15 protein-coding genes and 1 pseudogene are annotated in these 17,928 nt (G+C 44.5%); 5 read left to right on the top strand and 11 right to left on the bottom strand.

Annotation, left to right across the window (positions count from 1 at the left end; all coding sequences use genetic code 11):
• The coding region (locus GVO62_RS02255) for a serine hydrolase domain-containing protein (protein ID WP_159117554.1) at positions 1–358 on the bottom strand (358 nt) is incomplete at its 3' end.
• A gap of 262 nt (positions 359–620) precedes the next feature.
• On the opposite strand from GVO62_RS02255, the gene GVO62_RS02250 reads away from it, so the two are divergent.
• The gene (locus GVO62_RS02250) at positions 621–2,342 is read left to right on the top strand and encodes a serine hydrolase domain-containing protein (RefSeq protein WP_159117553.1); all 1,722 of its coding nucleotides are present in this window, start codon (positions 621–623) and stop codon (positions 2,340–2,342) included.
• A gap of 120 nt (positions 2,343–2,462) precedes the next feature.
• On the opposite strand, the gene fabB is transcribed toward GVO62_RS02250, so the two are convergent.
• Positions 2,463–3,677 carry a beta-ketoacyl-ACP synthase I gene (gene fabB, locus GVO62_RS02245; RefSeq protein WP_159117552.1) on the bottom strand — a complete coding sequence of 405 codons (1,215 nt, stop codon included), beginning with the start codon at positions 3,675–3,677 and terminating at the stop codon, positions 2,463–2,465.
• Positions 3,678–4,045: 368 nt separating this feature from the next.
• Between fabB and GVO62_RS02240 the strand changes: the two genes are divergently transcribed.
• The gene (locus GVO62_RS02240; RefSeq protein ID WP_236547044.1) at positions 4,046–5,323 is read left to right on the top strand and encodes a Kelch repeat-containing protein; all 1,278 of its coding nucleotides are present in this window, start codon (positions 4,046–4,048) and stop codon (positions 5,321–5,323) included.
• The gene (mnmC, locus tag GVO62_RS02235; protein ID WP_159117551.1) at positions 5,313–7,373 is read left to right on the top strand and encodes a bifunctional tRNA (5-methylaminomethyl-2-thiouridine)(34)-methyltransferase MnmD/FAD-dependent 5-carboxymethylaminomethyl-2-thiouridine(34) oxidoreductase MnmC; all 2,061 of its coding nucleotides are present in this window, start codon (positions 5,313–5,315) and stop codon (positions 7,371–7,373) included. Before GVO62_RS02240 ends, mnmC begins: the two co-directional genes overlap by 11 nt.
• 124 nt (positions 7,374–7,497) lie before the next feature.
• Here mnmC and GVO62_RS02230 read toward each other — a convergent pair whose 3' ends face one another.
• The 4 genes from GVO62_RS02230 to GVO62_RS02215 all read right to left on the bottom strand — a co-directional run bounded on the left by GVO62_RS02230 (position 7,498) and on the right by GVO62_RS02215 (position 10,942).
• On the bottom strand, positions 7,498–8,223 hold the full coding sequence (locus GVO62_RS02230; protein ID WP_159117550.1) for a FlgO family outer membrane protein: 726 nt from the start codon (positions 8,221–8,223) through the stop codon (positions 7,498–7,500).
• Positions 8,224–8,232: 9 nt separating this feature from the next.
• The gene (locus GVO62_RS02225) at positions 8,233–8,997 is read right to left on the bottom strand and encodes a FlgO family outer membrane protein (protein ID WP_159117549.1); all 765 of its coding nucleotides are present in this window, start codon (positions 8,995–8,997) and stop codon (positions 8,233–8,235) included.
• A 4-nt stretch (positions 8,998–9,001) separates the two neighbouring features.
• Positions 9,002–9,658: a FlgO family outer membrane protein gene (locus tag GVO62_RS02220; protein ID WP_373995997.1), complete on the bottom strand. Its 657-nt coding sequence runs from the start codon at positions 9,656–9,658 to the stop codon at positions 9,002–9,004.
• A gap of 555 nt (positions 9,659–10,213) precedes the next feature.
• Positions 10,214–10,942 (bottom strand): hypothetical protein, encoded by a 729-nt coding sequence (locus GVO62_RS02215; RefSeq protein WP_236547042.1) that lies wholly within the window; start codon positions 10,940–10,942, stop codon positions 10,214–10,216.
• A gap of 137 nt (positions 10,943–11,079) precedes the next feature.
• Here GVO62_RS02215 and GVO62_RS02210 point away from each other — a divergent pair, with 137 nt between their 5' ends.
• Positions 11,080–11,691: a chalcone isomerase family protein gene (locus GVO62_RS02210; RefSeq protein ID WP_159117548.1), complete on the top strand. Its 612-nt coding sequence runs from the start codon at positions 11,080–11,082 to the stop codon at positions 11,689–11,691.
• Between the two features lie 86 nt (positions 11,692–11,777).
• On the opposite strand, the gene GVO62_RS02205 is transcribed toward GVO62_RS02210, so the two are convergent.
• The 3 genes and pseudogenes from GVO62_RS02205 to GVO62_RS02195 form a co-directional block, all read right to left on the bottom strand.
• Complete coding sequence (locus tag GVO62_RS02205) at positions 11,778–12,956, bottom strand: alcohol dehydrogenase family protein (protein WP_159117547.1); 1,179 nt, start codon at positions 12,954–12,956, stop codon at positions 11,778–11,780.
• 224 nt (positions 12,957–13,180) lie between these two features.
• Positions 13,181–13,468: pseudogene (locus GVO62_RS02200) on the bottom strand (GNAT family N-acetyltransferase); the annotation flags it as partial.
• A gap of 5 nt (positions 13,469–13,473) precedes the next feature.
• Positions 13,474–14,205 (bottom strand): SDR family oxidoreductase, encoded by a 732-nt coding sequence (locus tag GVO62_RS02195; protein WP_159117546.1) that lies wholly within the window; start codon positions 14,203–14,205, stop codon positions 13,474–13,476.
• Positions 14,206–14,324: 119 nt separating this feature from the next.
• On the opposite strand from GVO62_RS02195, the gene GVO62_RS02190 reads away from it, so the two are divergent.
• Positions 14,325–15,851 (top strand): ATP-binding cassette domain-containing protein, encoded by a 1,527-nt coding sequence (locus tag GVO62_RS02190; protein ID WP_159117556.1) that lies wholly within the window; start codon positions 14,325–14,327, stop codon positions 15,849–15,851.
• Positions 15,852–15,932: 81 nt separating this feature from the next.
• Here the strand turns inward: GVO62_RS02190 and GVO62_RS02185 are convergent, their stop codons facing one another.
• Together GVO62_RS02185 and GVO62_RS02180 are read right to left on the bottom strand one after the other, a co-directional pair.
• On the bottom strand, positions 15,933–16,490 hold the full coding sequence (locus tag GVO62_RS02185; protein WP_159117545.1) for an isochorismatase family protein: 558 nt from the start codon (positions 16,488–16,490) through the stop codon (positions 15,933–15,935).
• 109 nt (positions 16,491–16,599) lie between these two features.
• A complete protein-coding gene (locus GVO62_RS02180; RefSeq protein ID WP_159117544.1) occupies positions 16,600–17,907 on the bottom strand; it encodes a short-chain fatty acid transporter in 1,308 nt (435 codons plus the stop codon).
• Positions 17,908–17,928: the final 21 nt, after the last annotated feature.

Genomic DNA, 17,928 nt, shown 5'->3' with positions numbered 1-17,928 from the left:
TTTTCTGCGCCATTCCAGACTGATTTAGCAGATCTTCAAAATCGCCCAAACCGCTGAAATGTCCGAGTATTGAGTTAATGGAGATCTTTTTTCCATATTCTTTTAGTTCTGGCAAATGCTGACGAATATCGTCAGTCAGCGCGATGGCGCCATCATCAGCTAACAGCAAAACAGCAAAAGCTGTAAATTGCTTTGATACCGACGCCATTCTGAATACCGATTGACTACTTAGCGGTATTTGGTGTTCAATATTGGCTAGTCCATAGCTTTTTTTGAAAATAAACTCTTTGTTCTGGATTATACCTATAGAACATCCAGGCCCATCTGGGCTAATGCTCTTTTCAGCAATAGCGTCCATTTTTTTTCTAAAAGCATTATCTGATTATTTTGTGCAACAGCTTTACCTGAATTTAGTAGTAGGCCAATAGTGAATGCCTGAACAAATCTGTGCATGAGTTATCCCTATCTAATTATTTTCGTGTAGAAACGTTTGCCTACAAATTAAAACAACTTTACTCTAATCTTTGCCTGTGGATAGCTTTTGCGTTTTTCTGCAGCGTATTGACGTTTGCTCTTCGTCGAAAAAAATTAAAAATAAGTGATAACAAGGAATCGTTATAATGTCTAATTTTGCAGCGCGTCTAGTCATTAGTTTTCTACTATTGATTGGTTTATTCGCCTGCCAACCATCTTCAAAACCTGAACAGCCTCTTAATAGCCCTTCACAACAAACTATCGAGTTTGACCGACTGTTTACCCAATTCGATGATATTAATAAGCCAGGGGCCTCAGTTGCAGTTCTGCAGGATGGAGAGATTATATTTTCAAAAGGTTACGGTAGTGCAAACCTAGAATACGATATACCTGTTACGCCAGAAACTATGTTTCACGTTGCATCTGTATCTAAGCAATTCACCGTATTCGCCATTCTTCTACTTGCTGAAGAAGGTAAGTTAAATTTCGATGACGACATACGACAATACATTCCAGAAGTTCCGGATTTTGGTCACACTATAACCTTACGTCACTTGGCATCGCATACAAGCGGCATGCGAGATCAATGGAATTTGTTGCGTATGGCTGGTTGGCGATTAGATGACGTAATCACTACCGAACACGTACTAAAAATGGTAGCAAAACAGAAAGAGCTAAACTTCAAACCGGGAGAAGAGTATCTGTACTCAAATACTGGGTTCACACTATTAGCAGAGGTTGTTGCACGTGTTAGCGGTAAATCTTTTGCTCAATTCACACAAGAAAGGCTATTCACGCCATTGAGTATGAGTAACAGCTTGTTTTATGACGACCATCAGAAGATCGTTAGCAATAGAGCCTATTCATACGAGCGCAATGGTAATGGTTACAAAAAAAGTGTGTTGAACTTTTCAAATGTAGGTGCAACCAGTTTGTTTACGACCGCAGAAGATCTGCTGAAATGGTCAGCTAATTTTACCGAGCCGACTGTGGGTAGCCCTGCTATAATCGAGCAAATAAACACCCTTGCGTCCTTAAACAATGGAGAAACATTTGGTGGCGCATATGGGCAATTTATTAGTCATTACAAAGGTATCAAATATTTTCAGCATAGCGGCGGAGACGCAGGATTTCGTTCGTATTTAGCTCGATTCCCTAAACAAAATTTAGCAATAGCAATATTGAACAATGGCGCAGATGCAAGGCCATGGGAATTGGCTCTACAAATTGCTGACAGGTTTTTGAAGAAAGATCCCCCTCCCCCTCAGAATGCGATTGCTAACGCATTTTTGGAGTCTATCTCACCTAAACAAATATCTGATTCTATTGAGTTAGATGAAGAGACACTCAATGCCTATGTGGGCCACTATTGGTATGAACCAGAAGCGTACTCACGAGAGATATATTTAGAAAACGGTAAACTAATGTATTCGAGAGGCCAAGATGACGTAAGCGTACTTGCTCCTATCAGCGAAAACACCTTCAAAATGCTGAATGTAGAGGGAGAGATTTATGTTAAGTTTACTGAAGGTGATGAGAAACAATTAATGACAGTGCAAGTAGACAACGTCGATACGTATGTGTCGGTTGGCTATACACCAGTCAAAATAACCAAAACCTGGTTATCGCAATACGCCGGCAGTTACTTCAGCCCTGAACTTTCTTCCACCTATCACTTTTCACCAGAAAATAAACAGCTAAAAATTTCTCATCACCGTCTAAGCGACCATTATATTGCGCCAGTCAAAGGTGACTTTTTTAGCTCACAAGTTGGCGATATCCTATTCGAGCGCGATTTTCACGGTGAGGTAAATGGCTTTAGGATATCTAACGGTCGTGTTCGCAATCTTTATTTTAGAAAGCTATAGCTAACTACAATAAAAAAGGGCGTAAACACTAACACTCATGGTGTTCAGGTTTACGCCCTTTTTGTTTTTTGAAACTTCTTAACTGATGCTAAAAAAGCTTACTGGTTCAAGCGGATTTGTTTAACCGTTATAACGCTGCATAACCAGCGTAGCGTTAGTACCGCCAAAGCCAAAGCTATTAGACATCACTGTGTTCAGCGTTGCTTCACGTGTTTGGGTAACAATATCTAAGCCTTGTGCTGCATCATCCAGCGTGTCTATGTTAATTGATGGCGCGATAAAGTTATTTTCCATCATCAACAAGCTATAGATAGCTTCGTTTACACCCGCTGCACCTAGTGCGTGACCTGTTAGTGACTTGGTTGCACTAATTGGCACGCCCGCTTGGCCAAACACTTCTTGAATAGCGGCAAGTTCTTTTACATCGCCTACTGGCGTTGATGTGCCGTGAGTATTTAAGTAATCGATAGGCGCATCAATATTTTGCATTGCCATTTTCATACAGCGAATTGCGCCTTCACCCGACGGTGCAACCATGTCGAAACCGTCTGATGTAGCGCCGTAACCTACTACTTCGCCGTAGATTTTTGCGCCGCGTGCAAGCGCGTGCTCAAGTTCTTCAACAACAACCATACCGCCGCCGCCTGAACTTACAAAGCCGTCGCGTGCCGCGTCATAAGTACGTGATGCCACCGCAGGATTGTCGTTATATTTAGAGCTTAGTGCGCCCATAGCGTCGAATTGACTTGATAGTGACCAATGTAATTCTTCACCGCCACCGGCGAATACTACGTCTTGCTTACCAAGCTGAATAAGCTCTAGCGCATTACCAATACAGTGGGCACTAGTTGCACACGCAGAGGCAATTGAATAGTTCACGCCGCGAATTTTAAACGGTGTCGCTAAGCAAGCCGATACCGTAGATGCCATACAACGAGGAACCATGTATGGACCAACACGCTTAACTCCTTTTTCGCGAAGAATATCAGCAGAAAGTACTTGGTTTTCAGAAGACGCGCCACCTGAGCCAGCAATAATACCTGTGCGTTCGTTTGAAATGTCGCTTTCTTCTAACCCAGAGTCTGCAATGGCTTGCTGCATTGCCACGTATGCGTAGCCTGCGGCATCGCCCATAAAGCGCATAGCTTTACGGTCAATATGGTCTTTCAAATCGATGTCAATGTTGCCCCAAACTTGGCTGCGAAGGCCCATTTCGGCGAACTGTTCTGAAAATGTAATTCCAGACTTACCCGCTTTAAGTGAAGCAAGTACGTCTTCTTTATTTACGCCGATGCTTGATACGATACCAAGACCGGTGATAACTGCTCTTCTCATAGTTTACCCTTTGCGTTGTTGCGGCTTATGGTAACGATTTTGAATGGTAAAGTGGTCTGCTCTGCCAATTGCCATACTCAAATTTGCCATACTTAAGCGTTGCAGTACCTGTTTCAATTCTGGGCTTATGTGTATAAACAGGTAAATTCCCACTTCCCTTCTTTTTCGTTTATGCCGTCTTTGTCTAAGCTTTCTTGTTCAGAATATTTCCAATGTAACACGAATGCACAGGGTCATGACCAGCGTTAATTTATACCTTCACAAAACCTTCAAAATAGCTTGAACATAAACTTTTGCGGAAAAACAAAAAGGTGACAGGTAGAATACGCGGCCAAACGTTAGAAATTTAGATAAAACTGAAGATTGCTGTGTTATTAAAAAAGCTAAGAACTATTGCTCTACACATTTTCCAAAGTGCGATACCTCGACTTTCTTTCGTGGTGGCTGCCTTTATCATTGCTTCTGCAGCGACTGTCTCAGCAACAGCTACGCCTATCGTCCTTCCCGCGCTACCAGAGCCAGTTTCAAACAATGCTGTAGCTTCTGTCACCATAGACGACAAACGATATGTATTCAGTTTTATGGGGTTAGGTGAAGACAAAACCTATAAAGATGTACACAACCGTGCTTGGCTGCTTGTGATTAACAACAACGATAAGCCTTTGCAGTGGCAAGCTCTTCCCCCAGTACCCTCCAGCCTTATGCTAAAAGGTCGCTTGGCATCAGTAGCAGTGGGCGTAAAAGACAGCGTCTATATTTTTGGCGGTTACACCGTTGATGAAACTCACAACGAGATTAGTACGCCAGACGTCTATAAATACTCACCTACAACGACGAAATATGAGCTACTGGCGCCGATGCCCGTGCCGGTTGATGATGCTTCTGCCCTAGTTTATCAAAATCGCTACGTATACTTAGTTTCAGGCTGGCATAACGATGGCAACGTAAATCTTGTGCAGGTTTATGATACGCAAACCGGCCAATGGCAACAGGCGAGCCCTTTCTTAGGTAATCCAGTATTTGGGCACGCTGGCGGCATCGTTAATAACACTATGGTAATTTGTGACGGTGTATCAGTAACACCCCACAGTAATAAACGCCGGAGTTTCGTTGCGGAAACCGCCTGCTTTAAAGGTAAAATTGACAAGGAAAACCCTTTCAAGATTGATTGGCGTACGCTTCAGCATCCAACAGGTTCTGCGCGCTATCGCATGGCCGCTGCGGGCGATGAGGCCACCAATAAAATCTATTTTGTGGGCGGTTCGACTAATCCGTACAACTACAATGGCATTGGCTATAACGGTAAACCTTCAACTGCAGATGGCGCCATATGGACCTTTGATATTGCAAAAGAAACTTGGGCTATATCGAAAACAGAAGCTGAAGCGCCTACGATGGATCACCGCGGATTAATTGACATTAACGGTACTTGGATCACCATTGGCGGTATGCTTGGCGCACAGCACGTGACCAGTAAAGTAATCTCGCACTTTTCCACACTCGCAGAAGGGCCTTGTTTATCTAAAAGCCAAGCGCGCTCTGACGTTTCAAAACAGCCATCGGATGGGCAAGCTGTTGAAGTCGTGAAAAGTAAAGTGCCAACACCAAAACGACATATACGGAGCAAAATAAACAGTGAAATCTAAGCATGCACAGGTTCATTTTAATGAGAGCGGTACGCCTGTCGCCGACCATTTTGACGACGTTTATTTTTCTAACGACAGCGGAATTGATGAAACCCAACACGTTTTTGTTGCAGGCAACGACCTTGCTGAGCGCTGGCAACAGTGGCGCAACCCTACTTTTGTTATCGCCGAAACAGGTTTTGGAACTGGGCTGAACTTTTTGGTCGCCATGCGTGCCTTTAATGAATTTAGAGCTGCAAACCCTGACCATCCGTTAAAGCGCCTATATTTTATTACCACGGAAAAGTTTCCCCTGCCTCAACAGGATATGCAGCGTGCGCTAGAAGCTTTTCCTGCCCTTAAAGACGAAGCGGAAGCACTCGCTTCACTTTACCCCATGGGCCTTGAGGGGTGCCATCGCTTGCATTTCGATAGCCACTCAACCACCCTCGACTTATGGATTGGTGATGTTCACGAACTCCTTCCCCAGTGGCACTCCCCTGTAAATGGACTAATCGATGCCTGGTTTTTAGATGGTTTCGCACCAAGCAAAAACCCTGATATGTGGACCGATGCTCTGTTTAGCCAAATGGCTCGTTTGTCAAAAACCGGCACAACCTTTGGCACGTTTACCGCTGCGGGCATCGTAAAGCGTGGGCTTGCCGGTGTGGGCTTTACCATAAAAAAACGCAATGGCTTTGGCCGTAAGCGCGACATGTTGACCGGCGTTTTCAGCCAAGACAACGAGAATGTACAGCATAAACTTCGCCTGCCTACTGGCCCCTATTACAGGTACGCTAACGGCAGTTTAGATAAAACAAGTAAAGTCGCAGTAGTAGGCTCCGGCCTTGCAGCAGCTACGGCATGCCTGGCTTTAGTAAAACGCGGCATTTGCACTACTTTGTATTTTGATGGTGACACCCTTGCAAGCGGCGCTTCTGGCAACCCACAAGGCGGCTTTTACCCGCAGCTTCACAGCGAAGCAAGTATTGCCAGCCGCATTCAGGCGCACAGCTTTTTGTATGCTAGGCAAGCCTACGACCACACTATTGAACATGCAAAAGCCTGTGGCCTAGCCGACGTTACCCATGATTTCTGTGGCGTTATTCAACTAAGCTTTAACGACAAGGTAGCAGATCGCCAAAATAAATTGGCTGCTGCCGACGTATGGCCAGATGCTTTGATTAAGCCCGTGGACAGCAAAGAAGTGAGCGATATCGCTAACCTAGCTCTTCCCTACTCTGGCCTATACATTGGCTTGGGCGGTTGGATTTCTCCTCCACAGCTAGTTACCACCATGATTGAGGAAGCACTTCAAAGTGGCAAACTCGAGCTGAAACCCAATCATACCTATGTATCTCATGAGACAGTTGAGACAACAAAGCAGCGGGTGCGGATTCGTTTTAACTTAGGTAGCGCTGAGAGTGAAGAAGTTATTACTGCCGATCACCTTATCCTTGCCCTTGGTGCAGGTGCGGTAAACGCTAGCGATTTTGACAGCCTTTCTCTTCGCCCTGTTCGCGGTCAGGTTGAAGCTATCCCCACCCAAATGCCGATTGAACAGCTCAACACCGTGTTGTGCCACAAGGGCTATATGACGCCCGCGCTCGACGGTCGACATGCCTTGGGTTCAACTTACGTTAAAAACGACTTAAGCACCGAAGTGCGAAGCGATGAAACTGAAACGAACCTTGCTACACACGTACAGGCACTGGCAAACACCAGCATAGTTCAGGCATTACAACACGACGGTAAAGCCAGAGCGGCAACGCGCTTGGGTTCGCCAGACCACCAGCCTGTTGTGGGTGCATTACATGATTTTGATTCGTTGAAAGAAGACTACGCTATGTTAGGCGTAGGCAAGCCGTTGAACGCCTCGCCAGTATTGCCAAATAGTGTAGTTTCCACCCTTACTTGCTTGGGCTCACGAGGGTTAACCACAGCGCCTTTAATGGCAGAAGTTTTGGTGAGCAGTTTGTGCAAAGAACCGCTGCCTTTAAGCAACGATCTGCTTAATGCTGTAAACACAAGCCGCTTTATGACTCGCGAAGCAATTAGAAGTCAGGGTTAATAAACGGAGAGGTCTTTGTGAAAATTTTCCTGTACCTAGACACAAAAGATCAGATGTTTAGAGGATTTAAAGCGAACATGAAAGGAATTCGCTTTCGAAAACAGAGTGCAAAGGAAGTAAATGGCTAGTTTACGCTAGCCATTTTATTTAAATCCATCACGATAAACGCAGGAATGTATACGTTGGCGCTTGCCACCACTTGTTTATTTTCCAGCGACACAATGCGCGCGTTTACACGCACGCCTCTGTCATCTTCAATGATGGTGCCGGTTACAATATGATCCATTTCAACCTGCTTAGCGAGCGCCGTACCATCGCGAGTGAGTACGAAATCGCCGACAGGCGTTACTGTAATGCCACCTGCAAGCTTAAAGTCGACGACCGCTAACCCAAAATCTTGCAGCTCGGCAATAAGGTACTCTGAGAGCTGATTGCCAAGCACGGTACTATCACTCAACGACTGGTTAAGCCTAACAAAGCTCGCCACACCCACCATATCTTGCTGAGTAAGACGGGTAGCATTGTCCATTAATTCCATCGCTAGCTGCGAAGCGTAATCATTTAAACGCTTATGAGTTTGTGAAGGTGAATAGCCATGGTGTAACGGGTCTTTATAGCCCGGCTCTACCTCCACATGCTGCTGGTATTGCCTGTCTCGCGAGTCGGGAGTGTAAACTAATCCTGAACGGTTAGGCACCGGAACAGGTTCGGCGTCATGTGTAATTTCACCGTCTTCACCTAACCAAAACGAGCCTATAGATTCTGTGCTGGTGCATCCTGCTATAGACCCACTTAGCATAACGCCAACTGCAAGCCAGGCACTCGGGATTAACTTCTTTACAAACACCATTGTGAACTCCTAGCCGCGACTTAGTTTAACGCCATCGCGCATGCCATTTCGCTGGCTTCCGTCACTTGGAATAAGTGCATCTACGACGTAGAACGGCACTAACATTTGTGCCGTAGCCACTACCGCCCGTGACTCCATACCTAATATACGTGCGTTAACTAACACGCCACCTTGATGCTTGGTCATTGTTCCGGTTAACACGTATTCAATAGGCAGGCTGCTGCTCAATTCTAAATAATCGCGGCTCAATACAAAGTCGCCGTCGTCAGTAATGCGAATATACTCAGTTGCTTTGAAGTCGATAACAGGCACGCGGAACTTATGCAGTTCGTGAACAAACGATTCCGCCATCTGACGACCAAGCAAATCCGTTTTTTGTAAGTCGGTATCTAGTAAAGCAAAGTGGGTCACACCGATAGGTGTTTTGTTGCTCACGTATTCCATATTGGCAATTAAATCTTGCGTCATGTTCTTCACATAGTCGCCAATGTGCTTGGTTAGAGGTCGGCCTTTGTACGCGCCCTGTACACTCGAATACAACGGGGGTTGACCGATAGCGCCGTAAGCATCCATACCCTGCGACTGGGCGTCACTGGTGCTATCAACTGGCTTAGCAGGAGCACGGTCGGCGGCAGTTATATCAATCACATTCATAGCCGGACGCTGAGGCGTTTGTTCGGCTACCTCTTCTTCCCCCATCATCATAGAGCACCCGCTAACGCTGAGCAGTGAAGCACAAAGCGAAAGCGCCGCGTATTGATTTCGTCTTTTCATGGGGTTACCTCGTACCTTCGGTTCTGTATAACTTGCCGTTTCGGGTTGTTACCTGTTCTTCCCGCCAAAACAGCTCGGCCGGGAAAAAACGTGTTGCCGCAGCGACAATGTTTTTATTTCTAGCGTTAATAATTCGAGCATTAACCACCGCACCAGATTCTTGATACACCATGGTGCCGGTAATGTAAAAATCGACGCGTTCAACATTTGACAACTGGTCGATATCGCGTGTTAACACTCTGTCGCTTTCGTCACTAACAATTATATCGTTCGAAAGCTTAAATTCTTGAGTAGAAAAGCCTCTTTTCGTAGCTTCAGTAATCATTCCCTGCTCAAGCTGATGACCCAACAACATTAACGGGTGTTGATGGTCAGCGCTGTATTTCATGCTATCGACAGGCACGAAGCCGACTACTGCATAGCGAGACTGACGCGCTGGACCCACATCAGCAAAAAGTTCGTTAGCCAACATGTACGTGTGATATTCCACATTACCTAATGCCGATACGTCGCCGGTATTGGTTTGCGCAAATTGGCTTTTTGGCTCTTCAAGCGTCGAGCAACCCGCAAGCAAACCCGCGCAAAGTGCGACACACCACAGCACTTTTACTAATCCACTAATACTTCCTGTCAAAAAAGCGTGAGAGGCATTATTTATCATACGATTCATTAGATATGTCCGCTAAAAAACGTCAAATTATCATCGCCTAAATACGCAAAAGCCGATGTTAAGCGCTGCGCAGCCTAAAAGGCTGACATTTTCATTAATCATTTTAAACGCTGGATTGCAATAATCGCACCAAGCAATGTAGCTACTCAAATACAGGTGATTTCGATAACGGACTACCTTCCTATGGCAAGCTTAAATCTTTAACTTTTATGCGTGCTTGAATGCATAGCTAGGTCCTACACAAATCGATACTCTGCAATCTTCCTTGAGGAGAGATTGATTTAACCGACGAAAAAGACGGAAACTTGTTGCCGCTTTTGCCGATTGACATGCCGCTCTCATCTGACATTTTCCACCTTGGGGATATCTTTGAACTTTGTGGCCAACGGCTCTATTGACATCCTTCCAGCTTCGAGCCAATGCTGCTTTATATATTTTTCGTAAACGGTAGCTAAGTTAAAAATTACGCAGAGCTTTTAATGGCAGGGCTTGTTATGGTGTGAATGAAGATGCTGCGCTTTTGTGACTCGTTATTTAATACTGCTATCAATCCAGACCGAGCGCTTTTTGAACGTTGATAGCGCCAATGCCTAATTGTTCAGCTTTTATCGTATCAATAGAGTCAAACTGTATTTTGCAGCCAGCGTTTATCATACCGAGCCACGCCCCGCGCAATGCATCCGGTCGTTTTCCAGTCCAGAACGATTCTGTTTTTTTGATGTATGTGACTACCGGTTCAACATAACCATCATTATAAAGTTGACGCACCAAATCAAAGTCTGGACCAAAAGCGCTTAGTAACGCAGAATCTAAATCATTTATTGAATTATGAAGGGCGTAAAATGTTTTCTCGACGTTGCCTTTTCGGTAGGCAATCCATGCTCTTGCAATATCTACGTAGTGGTTTTCACTGCTAAAACCATCGTAAACGTCGCCCGCAATTTGTTGTTCAATGCTCATTTTGTTTGCGTAGTCGAACGCGCGCTCTATTTTCAATTCTGCTATCTCAATAGGCTCAAACTGCGCGCTATATTTTATGTGCCGGCTTAAGCTATTCAGCACCTTATATGGGTTGCTGTTGTTCGACAAATTTCGTTGATAATCTTGCAATGTATCATTAAGCAATCGACGATTCCTTGATTCAAGATACGCAAAACGCTGCTCGATATACTCAAGATACTCGGGGTCATCACATCCTTGCAGGTAATCTGCATGACTTTGTTTACTCAAAGTAACAATAAGGGGAACGAAAAGAAGAAAACGTATAAACTTCAAGAGAATCTCTATTTTATTATCACTTATCTTCGTACTGAGAAAGTATCGAAATTGATCGTAAGTAGCCGTTAACTGTTATTAACGATATTAGTATTACCCTTGTTACCTATTTCAACAGCTTTTTCAGAGGAACAATTTTGTCGCAAGTAATTTTTAGCCGCGTTTTTAGTTTTTTAGTTATGTCTTGCTTTTCTTTGTCGGTAGTTGCGGCGACTGATTCGTCATATTCCCATAACGATTCGGGTGAAAACACTGTAATAAACATTCCTGGTGCCCTTTCGTTAAGTGGTACAACAATTAAAAAACGCTTTTTCTTTAACGTCTACAGACTGAGCCACTTCATGGAAAAGCCTAAAGGTGATTTCCCTACTAAAGATTCGCTTATAACGTTCATCTTGAATGCAAACACACAACAGCGCATTGAACTAGAGTTCTTGAGGAATGTGACACGAGAGCAAATAGAAGAAGCTCTCATGCAGGGTATTGAACAAAATAACGCTGATTCTGACCTGAGTAAGATTAAACAAGATATCCAAAGACTATCCTCTGGCTTTCAGGATGAAGTAGAGAAGCATTCAACCCTTACGTTATCACGACTTTCTAAAAAGAAGCTTAATGTATTTTTCAACAATACCCTAGTTGTCGAAACTGAAAACCAAGCGTTGGCTGACGCCTTGTGGTCCATATGGTTTGGCAAAGACCCAATTGTAGATACAGAAGACTTAGTACAAAACATTTTGGTGAACTAGGCTAATTATAGGTGCAAGGCAAATGCGGTTAGCGTCGCCATATGCTATGCATTTGCCATTCGCGCACGTTTTCTTCCAGTACCGAGCTAGCGATTTAACTTAGCAATATACGTTTGTTGCGCATCTGTCTGCTCAGGTGGCAGCAACACAATTTTACCTACGTGCTTTTTCTCGGAGAAATCTTTTTGTGCTGTCACGATATCTTCCAGCGGGTAGGTTTTAGCTAACATAGGTTTTATCTCACCACGCTCGATATATGAAACAAGATTAGGAAAAACCGGTTCATCCCACGCAGTGCAGCCAATAAAGGTGAGATCTTTTAAGTAAAAGTTACGCATATCAAGGGTTACTATTGGCCCTGCTATAGCGCCGGATGAAGCGAAGCGACCACCGCGTTTCATAACCACGGACATTTGTTTGAATCCTTCACCTGCAACGTTATCGATCACTACATCAACCGACTTTTCTTCTAACACTTCAATTAGGTCGCTATTGCGTTCGATAACGCGGTCTGCACCTATTTCCTTAAGTACGTCCATTTTATTTTTACCTACAACGGCAGTAACTTTCGCACCACGGCGTTTAGCTAACTGCACAACCGCAGAACCTACGCCTCCGGAAGCCCCAGTCACCAAAACATGCTCGCCTTTAGAAACGCCAGCTCGATGGACCATATTTTCAGCAGTGCCATAAGCGCAAGGTATGGTTCCGAGCTCGGCATCCGACCAATCGCTCTCGACAGCGAACGCTTCGCTCGCGGTTATTTTTACGTACTGTGCGAAAGCGCCATCGAAGTCTGACGCCATCCAAATATTTTCTAATGAGCTCCAAGAATCCTTACGTATGCAGGAGCGGATTAAAATTCGCTCTCCGATACGTGTAGGGTCCACGTCTTCCCCAACCGCCACGATTCGACCACAACAGTCAGTCCCTTGAATAAACGGAAAAGGGGTTTGTTCATTCCACCCACCGTCTAACTCTTCTGCTGCGCTTGATTTCTCATCGTCATTCTCGTCCAACGCGTCAGTGCCTTGCGTGACTTTAGAAGAATACCAACCTAATCGAGTATTAATCTCTGTATTATTGACTCCTGCTGCTAACACCTGAACTAGCACTTCGCCAGCGAGCGGTTTTGGCATGGGAACATCGGTGTAATTTAACTGCTCATAACCACCATTCGCCATGGTCACCACAGCCTTCATAGTTGTATCGTCAGGATTTACATCAAACCTTTGCTTATCGCCAAGCAAGCTAGTAATACTCATAATCTCTCTTACGTTTAGGATTAATAACAGTTAAAAAGCCCAAAATAACGTATGCCTGACGCTCATGCAAAGCAGCTACGTTTTGACGGCTAACATTTAAACGGTTGCATAGTGTTTAAAGTCTACCGAAGTTAAGGCTTTCTTCATCGCGCCTTAATCCCACGGGTATCAATATGAATGAATGGACCTCGGTGTGGTTTCGGTCCGTACACGCCTAATCCGCCAATCAAGCCTTTTCGCCAATGTGATGAACAAAGCCAGTACCCGACCTCTCCGGCTCTTTCATATTCAAAGTTTCCAGGGTTAACACCAATACACCCAACTAACTCGCCGTCGTACTCTACAGCTCTTATAAAACCTTCTTTGCTTCCCTCTTGAACCCACCACATAGCATCTTCTCTTGTATAAGGGCTGGGAATTTTTGTCGACAGAAATTGGGTGACCGACGGTTGATTCAAAATATCTACCAGCCTACCTACATCGCTCATTTTAAAATCTCTGAGTGTTACAATGCGCTTTACTTCCCACCCGCTAAATCAATAAACGACCCAGTAACATATGAAGACTGAGGTGACAGAAGCCAGGCTATAGCTTGAGCGACTTCGTCAGCTGTACCGCCCCGCTGCATAGGTATTTGTGAGCGCAACCGCTCAACTCTGCCAGGTTCACCGCCATCGGCGTGAATGTCGGTTTTGATAAATCCAGGCCTAACGCTGTTCACACGAATATTTTTTGCGGCAAGTTCTAAGGAAAGCCCTCTAGTAAATGAATCCATAGCTCCTTTCGATGCGGCATAATCTACGTATTCAAAGGGCGCACCTGTGCGGGAGGCTATGGAAGAAACATTGACGATTGCGCCTCCTGAAACGTTTTGCTTTGTAAAAGCCTTTGAACATAAGAACGCGCTCAGCACATTGGTATTTAGTACTTTGGTGAAGCGCTCTGCACTGACGTTGAAAAGCTCAGTTTTGGTGAATAAAACACCCACATTATTTACCAAATGCGTTATTTCACCCCATCGGACGTACATACTCTCAAACATGTTCAGCACTTGCGCTTCATCAGAAACATCGGCTTTATGGGCAAATGCAACGCCACCTTTTTCGGCTATCGACGCGCACACGCTATCCGCAGCATTTTTATCTGATAGGTAATTAACGCAAACCTTATAATTGTTACTTCCTAACAGTTTAGCGGTTGCGGCACCTATTCCACGGCTTGCCCCTGTAACAATGACTACCTTGCTCAAAAATTTATTCCCTTAATCGACTGTAGAGTGTAGCGCTTAGCACATAAGACTAACTTACCAGCTGACTCCGTCTTCAGAAAGCCTTATTCACCATTGACACATAATCAGAAAACTTCACAATAGCTCTACATCATATCCATTCAATATCATTAATGCTGTATCTTTCCGAATTTCAAACAAAGCTTTCTAATCAATACATCACCCCTGCATTTTCGCTAGCAATAAGTGATGAAAAACCACCATCGCACTGCCTTGTTGCAGGTAGAAACAGCAGCGGGAAGTCACTCTTAATTTCCGCCCTTGCTGGTAACGGAAAAGTAGTAAGCGGTAGTCGTGAATGCAGTTCGGTTGTTGCAGAAGTATCAGTTTTTAAACAACAAGCGATAATTGAAGAAGAAAAACAAAAAGACAGTGCGGATATTTTAGACGTAATAGCTGAGCCAACTCAGGTTCGCGAACTATTCGAACGCACTAATGAGGATTATCAAAATCATCCTTATTTCAACGAGTTGGCTGCCGCTCTAAGAATTGAGCATTTGCTTGATAATGCGTTTCTTTCACTTTCTACAGGTGAAACCCGAAAAGTTATTATCATGCTGGCATGGTTAAGCAATGCCACTATTATTTTGCTTGATGAACCCTTTGAAGGGCTAGATGTTGAAGCTATTAGCGCATTCAGTCGTTTTGTTGTTTCTCAGCAACAGGCATCACTGGTCCTTACCGCCAACAAACTCGCAGATATTCCCAAGAATATGCAAGCCCAGTTGATTGTTATGGATGAGTTGATCATTACATGGAAATCTGACGGCACACTTAACTATGACGACTTGCGCTCGGAATTAAGCACGTGGTTTGCGCTAGAGTCTGATGATATCAATGTTCCCTTAGCCCTTAACGCTAAAGACAAACACGGCGATGACCCCAATCGCAATGACCGAAACCTCAATGAGCAAAACAGTGAGTTAGATTCACTACCTCACACCTTAATTCAGCTTAAAGACGGCTTCGTACGTTTCGATGACCGTACCGTTTTTGAAAAGCTCAACTTTACGCTTAACAAAAATGAGCATTGGCAGATCACTGGCCCCAATGGATCAGGCAAAACCTGTTTGCTTCAAATGTTCACCGGTGACAATTCCCATTGCTATACCAACGACCTAACCATGTTTGGCATAAAACGAGGGACGGGAGAAAGCATATGGGACATTAAAAAGCACATTGGCATTATGTCGAATTCGTTGCACATGCAGTACAAGGTGAATGCAAGTGTTGAACACGTGATAATTTCAGGCTTTCACGACAGTATTGGTCTGTACACCCGCCCAACCTTAGCAGAGCGCACGGTGGCAGAACAGTGGCTTGAAGTACTAGGCTTGAAACAGAAAAAGAACACGCCGTTTCAATCGCTGTCGTTTGGTGACCAGCGATTAGTGCTAATAGCACGCTCTATGGTTAAGCACCCCGCTGTGCTTATTTTGGATGAACCTTGCAATGGCTTAGACGACTTTAACCGCCAAAAAGTGCTTAAGCTTATCGATATACTGGCTAAGGCTGGCACCAGCACACTCTTGTATGTCAATCACAATCAAGACGAGCGTATACCAAGTATTCTCAATACGTTAAATATGAAAGACTATAACGTTTAATAGTTAATGTTAGAAAACTTGGTCTTTCAGGTGGTGTCTTTACAATTAGCACCGACGGTGTGCCTTACTCACGTTGTGTTCTTATTTGATGAGCGCTAACACGTCCCTGAACTTGGGGTGTCGACTTGATTGTAAAAGTTCAAAAACTGTCATCTCAAAACTGCTGATCCGCGCGCCCCGCTCGCGCATATTTTTAATGGCTAGCAAAGTGTTAGAAGATTCTCTGGAAGAAATGCAGTCATGTATTACTTCCACAACGTAATCATTTTCTAGTAAGCCCACTACCGTTTGATAAACACATACGTGCGCTTCAATTCCAACAACCAGCCACCGGCTTAATCCTTTTTTTCCAATGTACGCCAGTATTTCAGAGGAATACTGGTCAGTACCCGCTACACCATTAAAAGAAAACTTCTTAAAGTGAGGGTCGCTTGAAACATGAGTTTCAATTTCAGGCACCGTTCCACCTAAGCCATCAGGATTTTGTTCAAGCACAACTACGGGTATATCAAGCAATTTACAACATTGTATTAGCTTTGCAGTTTTGCATATCATTGCTTGGCTATCGCTGACTCTCCGAGCCAAAGTGCCCTGGATATCTACGATCAACAACCCTATCGTTTCTTGGTTTAAATGCATATTTCACACTACTTAACTGTTTGTTGTGCCGTAATATTCCAAACTCATTTACTGTATTTGACGGCGCCGAATCACTTTTTATTTCATACAATATCTAAAGTAGATTTTCTTAAACGAACCGCAAAACCAGCGAAATTATCACGCCAGTTACGATAAGCTGAACTAAACAAAATCCCATAATATCTTTGGCTTTCAGGCCCGCTATGGCAAGCACTGGTAGCGCCCAAAATGGCTGAATCAAGTTGGTCCATGCATCACCCCACGCCACCGCCATAGCCACTCTATTTATTTCGGCCCCCAGTTCAGCGGCGGCTGGCAAAATTACTGGGGCTTGCACTGCCCACTGGCCTCCACCCGAAGGCACAAAGATATTAACAACGCCTGCGCTGACAAAACTCCACACCGGCAACGACTCGGCAGATGCAAAGCTAATTAGCCACTGCGACATTGTTTGCGCTAATCCTGATTGCACCATAACCGCCATGATCCCGGCATAAAATGGGAATTGTATAACAATGCCACTGCCCCCCTGCACGGCTTGGTGCAGGCTGTGCAGTACATTGCGTGGCGAACCGTGAAGGACAATAGCGAGGAAGAGAAATAGCGTATTAACAATATTGAGATTCAGTCCACCACCTTCGATGAAATAATTCATAAGGTAGGCTAGCCCAGCAAAGCCTACGAGTAATCCGAGCACTTTGCTGTTTTCAAGTTTGTCCGCGGGCCGCTCGTTTGTTGCTGGAGGTAGAGCATCGTCTTGTAGCTTTGCGCTATCGACAATAACGCTTTCAGACTCAGGCGGTAACATTAACCGATTAACAAGCGGAATAATCACGAACATGATTGCTAATAACAATAAATTGAAGCTGCTAAAAATAGTCTCACTGGTTCTAATTACGCCAATTTGTGCTTCGGAAAAGTGACCTGGCGTTGCAATAGTTAACGGCACAGAGCCCGCTAAACCGCCATGCCATACAATAAAACCCGAGTAAGCACTTGCCACTAACAAGCGATAATCTACCGAAACATTTTTAGCCAGGGCCTTGGCAAAAAGCGCCCCTACTACCAGCCCAAAGCCCCAATTTATCCAACTTGCAATTAGCGATACCAAAGTAACCAACACGATGGCGCTTCCAGGTTTTTTTGCTACACTCGCAAGCCTTTCAAGTATAGCTTTTACCAAAGGCGTGCAGGCCAACATGAAGCCGGTTACTAGCACCAACAACATTTGCATTGAAAACGTAAGCAGCCCCCAAAATCCATCGCCCCACTGCTGAACAGTAGTTAATATTGATTGATTTTGAATAGATGAGGCGAATGCGAAGGTAACAAGCGTTAGTAAAAGTACAAATATGTAAGGGTCTGGAAGATAACGTTCGACAAGTTTCACAAAAGGTTTTGATGCACGGCTTAACATTATCGCCCTCACTACATGTTA

This window comes from Alteromonas sp. KUL150 (genome assembly GCF_009811475.1).
Lineage (GTDB): Bacteria > Pseudomonadota > Gammaproteobacteria > Enterobacterales > Alteromonadaceae > Alteromonas > Alteromonas gracilis.
Note: the sequence above shows the minus strand (reverse complement) of the source record. Positions and strands in the feature narration are given on the sequence as shown.